The following is an 8804-nucleotide window of genomic DNA, read 5'->3' on the forward strand; positions in this document are numbered from 1 at the left end:
ATAGAAGATGTAAAAGAGCCTGCCAACTTAATTGAGGTGGCAGAGCATTTAATAGGCCATGTAAACATAGCATCCAAACGTTGGGTTACTGATCAGTACGACTCGATGGTGGGTGTGGCTACCATGACCACCAACCGCCCAAGCGACGCGGCGGTGGTAAACGTGATAGGTACCGATAAAGCTATTGTGCTAACGGTTGACTGTAACTCGCGCTACGTATACGCCGATCCGCAAAAGGGTACGGCCATTGCCGTTGCCGAGGCCGCGCGTAATATTACCTGCGCGGGCGGTGAGCCGGTGGCTATAACCAACTGCCTTAACTTTGGTAACCCTTACAAGCCCGAAGTTTACTGGCAGTTTGTGGGTGCCATAAAAGGTATGGGCGAGGCCTGTACCAAGTTTGAAACCCCGGTTACGGGTGGTAACGTAAGTTTTTACAACCAAAGTACCGACGACGGCCCGGTGTTCCCTACGCCAACTATTGGTATGTTAGGGGTGATGGATGATGTAAATAACATCATGACATCAGACTTTAAACAACCGGATGATTTGGTGTATCTGATTGGCGAGTCGGTTAATGATATCGCTTCTTCACAATACCTGGCATCGTACCATAAAATACTGGCTGCCCCGTCACCGTATTTTGATTTGGATAAGGAGTATGATATGCACCAGGTGGTAAAGGAACTGATAAAACATAAAATTGTACAGTCGGCCCATGATGTGGCTGATGGTGGTTTGTTTATCACGCTGGTAGAGTCGGCTATGCCAAATGGTTTAGGCTTTGATATCGCCTCGGATAGCAGCGTGCGTAAGGATGCTTTTTTATTCGGCGAGGCGCAGGGCAGGGTAGTGGTAAGTGTTGCCCCTGATGACCAGGAACGCTTTATTGAACTAATGGCTACCAGCGAGGTGGAGTTTAGTCTGCTGGGTACCGTAAGCAACGGTTATATGCATGTAGATGAAGAATCATTTGGTCATATTACCGATGTGAAATTGGTTTATGATAATGTATTGCACGCGATATTAGGGGAATAGACCCCTACACTAATTGTCATTTCGAAGCGCAGCGAGAAATCTTATACGATAACATCCGATGCTTATTGCTTGTATAAGATTTCTCCTCGTTCCTCGTTCGAAATGACATGAAATAAATTTATTTTATGCTGAAACTTAACCGGGTACACCATATCGCTATTATTTGTTCGGACTACCAGAAGTCTAAACATTTTTATACGGAGGTGTTGGGTTTAAAAGCAGTGCGCGAGGTTTATCGCGAAGCGAGACAATCCTACAAGCTCGACCTGGAAGTGAACGGACTTTATCAGATCGAGCTTTTTTCGTTTCCAAATCCGCCCGCAAGGCCATCGAGGCCGGAAGCAACGGGGTTAAGGCATTTGGCTTTTGAGGTGGATAATGTGGAGGAGGCTAAGCAGGAAATAGAAAAGCATGGTGTTGTGTTAGAGGATATCCGCATAGATGAGTTCACCCAAAAACGTTTCACCTTTTTTGCTGACCCGGATGGGTTGCCGATTGAGTTGTATGAGGGGTAGGCCCTAACCCTCTTGTCATCTCGAAACGCAGTGAGAGATCTTATACGCGCGATTGGCAGGACGTTCAAGATTTCTCCTCGTACCTCGTTCGAAATGACAGGGGGTAGTTGTAAATTGCACCCATGTTCCAATTCAAACAATTCGCTATAAACCAAACCAACTGCGCCATGAAGATCAATACGGATGGCGTGTTGTTAGGCGCGTTGGCAGCTGTAAATCAGCCTGAAAATATATTAGACATTGGTACCGGCACGGGCGTTATCGCATTGATGCTTGCACAACGCTTTGCTAACGCGACGGTGGATGCGGTAGAGATAGATAAAGCTGCCGCGCATACCGCCCGCATAAATTTTCAAAATTCAAAGTTTAATGACCGGTTAGCGTTGTACGCCCATAGCTTTGAAGACTATTTTGAAAATCATGCACAAAAAAAATATGATCTGATCGTTTCTAACCCGCCATTTTATATCAACTCCCTCGAATCGCCGGAGGCGAAAAAGAATATGGCCAAACATGCGGATGGTGATTTTTTTGAAGGGTTAATTAAAGCCGTAGCAAATCGCCTTACCCATACCGGCACTTGCTGGCTGATATTGCCTTTAGATACTGCCGAACTGGTGAAAACCATCGCGCAGCAAAATAACCTGCATCTGCAAAAGACTATCGCCATTAAATCTTATCCTGATTCAAAACCGCATAGGGAGATGTTGGTTTTTGGTTTAAATGATGCCATGTCAAATGATGAAGAATTTGTAATTTACAGGGAAGAGAAAGTATATTCGGATGAATATCAGAACGCATTAAGGGATTTCTTTACCATATTCTAAAATCAAAAAAAAATCCGAAATACTATGACAAGGATAGGTCTTATATCTGATACCCACAGCTACCTCGACGATGCCGTTTTTAAGCACTTTGAAAACGTGGACGAGATATGGCATGCCGGTGATTTTGGGAATATAGACCTGGTAGATAAACTAACCGCCTTTAAACCCCTGCGCGGCGTATACGGCAATATCGATGGAAAAGAGATACGCCAAACTTACCCCGAAAACCTGCGCTTTAACTGCGAAGGTTTAGATGTTTGGATGACCCACATTGGTGGCTACCCCGACCGTTATGACCTGCGGATACGACAAGAAATATATGCTAACCCGCCTAAGTTATTTATATCCGGGCACTCGCATATCCTGAAGGTTATTTTTGATAAAAAGATAAACTGCCTGCACCTCAACCCCGGCGCGGCGGGTAAGCAGGGCTGGCAAAAGGTGCGCACACTGATGCTGTTTGCTATTGATGGCGATAAGATTAAAGATTTGCAGGTGATTGAGTTGGGGGGTAAGTAGCCCCAAGCTAATGCCCCATAGGGGCTACCTGTTTGTAGCAAATTAGCAACCTGATATTTTTGCTCCGTAGGTGCAACCCGTAATAAATAAATTCCACCTGTCTGTTTGGGGTTGCACCTACGGAGCAATTTGTTTTTTTATATAATAATTCTACAAACAGGTAGCTCCTACGGAGCATTTACGATATCTTGGTTGTAATTGAGATTTGTAGTTCTTATAACAAACTACCCTTCGCACTCTCCACCTCAAACACCGAATCAATAAGCAACTCCTTATTCTTAGACGCCGCAACAGCCAATTCATCGCAGCGCTCGTTTTCGGGGTGACCGTTGTGGCCGCGTACCCAGTTGAATTTGACGTTATGTTGTTTGGCTATGTCCAAATACCGCAACCAAAGGTCCTTGTTTTTTTTATCCTTAAAACCTTTTTGTACCCAGCCATGCACCCAACGTTTTTCGATAGCGTCAATAACGTATTTTGAGTCAGAGAAAATAGTAACGTTTTGGTTGGGTTTGTTCAAAGCTTCCAGGCCCTTAATTACCGCCAGCAGTTCCATGCGGTTATTGGTAGTTTTACGGAAACCTTCGGATAACTCTTTATAATGGCTGCCCGAACGCAGTATAACCCCATATCCCCCCGGTCCCGGGTTGCCGCTTGATGCGCCGTCTGTGTAAATTTCAATTTGGTTCATAGTTGATGGTTCATGGTTCATAGCCATCGTAAAGCAAAAATATACAATTTATAATATCATGGGCTACTATGATCCATGAACTATGATCTATCAACTCTCTTCGACTTCAATCGCAACGAATTCCCAATCACCACCACATCCGAGAAAGCCATAGTAAATGCGCCCCACATAGGGTTTAAAAAACCTAAGGCGGCTACGGGTATGGCCACTACGTTGTAGGCAAATGCCCAAAACAGGTTTTGTTTAATGGTGATCATGGTATGCTTGCTGATCTGCAAAAATTTGATGACGGATTGCAGGTCGGTATTCAATAAAACTACCTTGGCCGATTGTATGGCTACCTGGCTGGCGTCGTTCATGGATACACCTACATCGGCTTTGGTTAGGGCAGGGGCATCGTTTATGCCGTCGCCAATCATAATGGTTTTGCCTTTTTGTTTGTAGATGTCTATCACCGTTAGTTTTTCGTCGGGCAGTTTTTCGCCGTGGACCTCGGTAATACCTACCTGTTTGGCTACTTTAAGGCAGCGGTTGTTACGATCGCCGCTAAGCAGTACCGGGATAATGTTCATCTTCTTCAACTCGGCTATTAAGCCTGCCGCTTCGGGTTTAATGGTATCGTCAATGGCTATTTGTGCCAGCAGTATTTGATTTTTATAGAGCGACAGGTTAAAGTCGCTGTCATTAGCAGATTTACCTGTGCCCAAAAAATAAGTATTGCCTTCCACATCCTCTGCGCGCATACCCAGACCCTTCTCTTCGGTAGTGGTACGTAGTACCAGTTTGGTTTGTGGTAAGCCCTTTAAGCCGTTTATTAATGATTTGGCAATGGGGTGATTGGAGCGTTCTTCAATAACGGTAATAATGCCGCGGATATGCTCCAGGTCCACGCCGTCTTCCACCTTAATATCTTTTACGCTGAATTTGCCGGTGGTCAATGTTCCGGTTTTATCAAATACTACGTATTTGGTGTTGGCTACGGCTTCAATGGTATCGCCACCTTTAATTAATATTCCGTTCTTAGCCGCGCGACCCAGCCCCACCATCACCGCGGTAGGGGTGGCCAAACCCATAGCGCAAGGGCAGGATATTACCAGCACCGCGATAGCGTGCATTAATGAGAGCTGTAAACCCGCCGAAGTAGCGAAATAAGTTATTACAAAGGTTAAGAACGAGATAATTATAACCACAGGCACAAATATCCCCGCCACTTTATCACCCAGTTTTTGTACGGGTGGTTTGGCGGCCTGGGCCTTTTTCATCAGCTCAATAATTTGCGATAGTACGGTGTTTGAGCCTACCTTGGTAGCCAGCATGGTAAAATTGCCGTTTTGTACAATAGTGCCGCCTATTACCTTGTCGTATTTGTCCTTGTCAACGGGTACACTTTCGCCGGTAAGCATGGCTTCATCAACCGAGGCGCTGCCTGATAGTATCTCGCCATCCACGGGCACTTTATCACCTTGGTTAACTACCAGCGTATCGCCGGGGCGTACTTCGCGGGCGTTTATTACTTCTATGGTACCGTCAACCATGCGGTTGGCGTTTACCTGTTGTATTTTTACCAGGTCCTTAACAGCCGATGTGGTTTGCGTAACCGACCGTTTCTCCAAAACGTTACCCAGCAGCACCAGCGTAATAATAGTGGCGCAGGTTTCATAAAACAGGTAGTTCTCGCCTAAGTTTTCAATAGTGCCTATCAAACTGTATACAAAAGCCGCTGTCGATCCTACAAAAATCAGCACGTCCATATTAGGTACGCCGCCGCGGATGGAATTGATAGCGCTTTTGCCAAAATGCAGGCAGCCCACTATAAAAACAGGCAGACATAACAGCAACTGCACCAGCGGCAAATGTAAAAAAGGAATATGCACCAGCATGTGCAGCAGCAGGGGAGCGGTAAACAAGGCGCAGAATATAAACTTGTTTTCTACCTTTTCGTAAAATTTAGGCTGATGGGTAGCCATATCCTCTACCACCTTAAAGCCCAGGCCCTCAATATCTTTGATTATTCCGGGTAGTGCGGTTTGGTCGTCGGTAGAGAATTTAACTTCTTCGCCGGCAAAATCAACCAGTATATCGTGCAGGCCTTTTTTCTCTAAAAGCTTGTGGATGCTCAGGGCGCAGTTGTTGCAGTGCATCCCGGTAACGTTCAGTTCTATGAGTTGCTCGGCCATAGTACAAATTTAACCATACCCTAAGGGTAAACGGGTAAGCTTAATGTAATATTAGTGTAGGTGGGTTGTAAGGAGTTGTAGTGGTTTTAATAGTTTAGTTGAAATGGTTGCAGAGGTTGTAAATGTTATAACGGTTTTGTGTGATCGCTTTACAACTCTTACAACCTTATAACTTTTTTCAACTTCTACAATAAACTCTTTGCAATTACACCCCAATTTTATACATTTGCACTCTCCAAAACGGTAGATGTAGCTCAGTTGGTTAGAGCATCGGTTTGTGGTACCGAGGGTCGTGGGTTCGAGCCCCATCATTTACCCCACTAATTAGACTTGCGAAGTTTTTAAAACTTCGCAAGTCTTTTTGCTTTAAGGGCTTTTTTGTACCTTAGTATATAATAAAATATTATGACAAGCCTGATAATTCAAAGCGACGATACGGATAACCTGGAACTAATTGCAAAATTGGCAAAAAAGTTGGGGGTAAAGGTAAATAGTGTTACCCAGGAGCAATCCGAAGACCTGGCCTTAGGGGCTATTATGGCAAGCTCAAAAACAGGGAAATCTGTTAGCCGGGATGTTATTATGAAAAAACTTCGTAAATGATATAATGAGCCCCATCATTTACCCTAAAAGCTTCTCATGAAAATGAGGGGCTTTTTTGTTGCAAGTAGAATATTATAGACCATTAAGGTTCAAAGTATCTATCATATACTGCTTAAACGTTTTAGCGTGCACAGTCACAGCTCCGTTAAGAAAGCCATGTACGTTTTCTAAAACATTAGTCGGAAATCCGGTATACATTCTGTCGGATGCAGCAAAAATTTTCATCATGACAGTCAAATCAAATTCATTCTGTTTGAAACAGGGATCTATTATTTCAATTTTAAGATTTTTATTTTCCTGCAACGCGGTTCTGATGCTGGAATTTATATGTTCATCGCCAAACGAATAACCGATTATAAACAACTTGTCGCAGAAAGTACAGTCTCTATCAAATGCTGCCTGCATCTGTCTAAATGGTGAAAATATTGTTCGTTGGGTTTTTTGATAACCAGCAATGAAATTCGTAAGGAAAACGGTTTTCCCTTTTTCGCTTTGAAACATAGGGAATTTATCAGTGTTTTGTTCCAAGTAAGCGCCACATGCTAAATAGTACTCCGGCAGCTCTAATTGATATTGATTTAATGCTTCGACCCTCCAAAATATACTGCCATGAAGATTATAATAAGTATGGCAGTTTTGATCTTCAAGAATACGACGTATGTTCGGTTTTAATTTATCGGTATATCCAACAACATCACCACAATCAAAACCTTCAAACACCTCATATTTGTAGACGGATTTGTTCAACAATATTTTAAAATTCCTATCATAGTTCAATGTGTACATACGCAAAATGTCGCCGCCATTTATAAGGTTTATCCAATCCTGAAAAAGTTTGTTAATCTCGAAGTTTTTTTCTATCAGCACATTAGATTTGCTGGCGGTATGATAGGCGTAATGCTCTATCTCAATTGTGATGTCGGTAAGAAGATGGGCAAGTAATTGTTGTAAAAAGAACTGTTCAGGTGTCTCCTCTCCGTTGTTCATCAATGCCCACTCATCGTTTTTTCCGGGAATATGTAACTTATACATATTATAATACTCACCACCCATAATGGAGAAGTTTAATATCTCCTCTTCAAAATTAGCGCTAAAAAATGTTTTCATTAATGCCGGAACTTTCGTTCGTAGTCCGTGATTAGCATAATAAACTATTAATTCTTCAATAACATTTATAATTGTTTCAAAATTTATATCGTCTTTACTATAACCTGGAACTTTGAGAAGTTTGTCATAAATAAATTCAGTAATTCTAGTTTTTCCGCTTTTTGTTAAAAAGCCACCTTCCCTAGTTGTTTTAGTGAGGTCAAGGGTTTTTGGGCCGCTCCAGTCAATCACTGCGCCCGCACCAAATAGTATGACATTTCTCTTTTTGTTCATATGGAAAGTTAAATAATTTTTTTCGTCCCCGCAGGATCTCTCGCAGAGGTATATATATACCTTACATACGGTGATTAATTTAATATATTTATTTATGGAAAAACCTATCAAACATTTGTATTTTGAGGTATTAGAATATTTGGCCAACGAGGGTATCGGCGTTGATACCAATATTAAAGACCTATGCCTACCTTATGTCAATAAATCAAGAGAAGAAGAAACCATTATGGATGATGCGCTGGACGCTTTTGGTAAAAGCTGGAGCCGAGTAATGTCCGTATTGGGTACACTTGAAAGACAGGGTTATATAAAATACTCAAATGAACACGCAGATTTACAGCAACTGTATATTGTCGATGGTAATTTTTCAGCATCTATCACTAAAGATGGATTTGAATATTACTCTACCCGTGTACTAAGAGAAGCAACCATACAATCTTATAAAAATCAAAACTGGTATAACTGGGGCGCTGTTATTATAGCGGGTGGGTCTTTACTAACAACGGTTATTTTTGGACTTCATGCCAATCATGAAAAAGAGTTATTATCCCATAAATTAGACTCCCTAAGCAAAGAAGTAACCCACATAAAAGCAATGATACCCCCATCTTATCCCACTCATAAAACTGTCGACACCATTTCCAAAAAGCGGCCAAAAACGCCTTAACTCTATTCAACTGCTCTAAAGGGCTATGTGCCCTCGCAAAGGACCCTGCGAGAGAAAGGGTAATGCACCATCAGGATCCCTTACGGAAACCCTAATGTGATGATGAAAAGTTTTTGAATTAATACTTGCTTTTGTACTAATTTTTTAGTTGATTAGTATAATATTTAAAAATAAAAAGTCGGTGATATATGAGAATCAAAATCAACTTACTCCTAGTGTTATGTTTAATAACAGCTTTTGCCTGTAAGCGAAAACCTGATTATCACCCTATTAAAAATATTGGTGATGATGTGCCACAATTACGTGTAAAGAAATGGCTTAAAGGAACACCTGTTGAAGAATTTGAAAAAGGAAAGGTATATGTTGTTGAGTTTTGGGCCACATGGT

At 42.2% G+C, this 8804-nt stretch carries 10 protein-coding genes and 1 tRNA gene; 8 read left to right on the forward strand and 3 right to left on the reverse strand.

Annotation, left to right across the window (positions count from 1 at the left end; genetic code table 11):
* The 4 genes from ABI367_RS00575 to ABI367_RS00590 form a co-directional block, all read left to right on the forward strand.
* Positions 1–1038 (forward strand): AIR synthase related protein (locus ABI367_RS00575; protein WP_462227957.1); only part of this gene is annotated, 1038 nt, incomplete at its 5' end.
* 125 nt (positions 1039–1163) lie between these two features.
* Positions 1164–1553 (forward strand): SMU1112c/YaeR family gloxylase I-like metalloprotein, encoded by a 390-nt coding sequence (gene gloA2 / locus ABI367_RS00580; protein WP_462227958.1) that lies wholly within the window; start codon positions 1164–1166, stop codon positions 1551–1553.
* A gap of 122 nt (positions 1554–1675) precedes the next feature.
* Entirely contained in the window at positions 1676–2380 is a 705-nt protein-coding gene (locus ABI367_RS00585; protein WP_462227959.1) for a tRNA1(Val) (adenine(37)-N6)-methyltransferase, read from the forward strand.
* A 24-nt stretch (positions 2381–2404) separates the two neighbouring features.
* On the forward strand, positions 2405–2899 hold the full coding sequence (locus ABI367_RS00590; RefSeq protein ID WP_462227960.1) for a metallophosphoesterase family protein: 495 nt from the start codon (positions 2405–2407) through the stop codon (positions 2897–2899).
* Between the two features lie 214 nt (positions 2900–3113).
* Here ABI367_RS00590 and rnhA read toward each other — a convergent pair whose 3' ends face one another.
* Together rnhA and ABI367_RS00600 are read right to left on the reverse strand one after the other, a co-directional pair.
* Positions 3114–3611 (reverse strand): ribonuclease HI, encoded by a 498-nt coding sequence (gene rnhA / locus ABI367_RS00595; protein ID WP_462257992.1) that lies wholly within the window; start codon positions 3609–3611, stop codon positions 3114–3116.
* 59 nt (positions 3612–3670) lie between these two features.
* Positions 3671–5767, reverse strand: coding sequence for a heavy metal translocating P-type ATPase (locus ABI367_RS00600; RefSeq protein WP_462227963.1), 2097 nt, complete (start codon positions 5765–5767; stop codon positions 3671–3673).
* A 243-nt stretch (positions 5768–6010) separates the two neighbouring features.
* Here ABI367_RS00600 and ABI367_RS00605 point away from each other — a divergent pair.
* Together ABI367_RS00605 and ABI367_RS00610 are read left to right on the forward strand one after the other, a co-directional pair.
* Positions 6011–6087, forward strand: a tRNA-His gene (locus ABI367_RS00605).
* A gap of 85 nt (positions 6088–6172) precedes the next feature.
* A complete protein-coding gene (locus tag ABI367_RS00610; protein ID WP_462227964.1) occupies positions 6173–6370 on the forward strand; it encodes a hypothetical protein in 198 nt (65 codons plus the stop codon).
* A 72-nt stretch (positions 6371–6442) separates the two neighbouring features.
* On the opposite strand, the gene ABI367_RS00615 is transcribed toward ABI367_RS00610, so the two are convergent.
* Complete coding sequence (locus ABI367_RS00615; protein ID WP_462227965.1) at positions 6443–7750, reverse strand: SIR2 family protein; 1308 nt, start codon at positions 7748–7750, stop codon at positions 6443–6445.
* Between the two features lie 94 nt (positions 7751–7844).
* Here ABI367_RS00615 and ABI367_RS00620 point away from each other — a divergent pair, with 94 nt between their 5' ends.
* Both ABI367_RS00620 and ABI367_RS00625 read left to right on the forward strand, forming a co-directional pair.
* Entirely contained in the window at positions 7845–8417 is a 573-nt protein-coding gene (locus tag ABI367_RS00620; protein WP_462227966.1) for a hypothetical protein, read from the forward strand.
* Between the two features lie 188 nt (positions 8418–8605).
* Positions 8606–8804: hypothetical protein (locus tag ABI367_RS00625; RefSeq protein WP_462227967.1), on the forward strand; the 199-nt coding region annotated here is incomplete at its 3' end.

Origin of the sequence: Mucilaginibacter sp., assembly GCF_039935595.1 — a bacterium.
Classification (GTDB): domain Bacteria; phylum Bacteroidota; class Bacteroidia; order Sphingobacteriales; family Sphingobacteriaceae; genus Mucilaginibacter.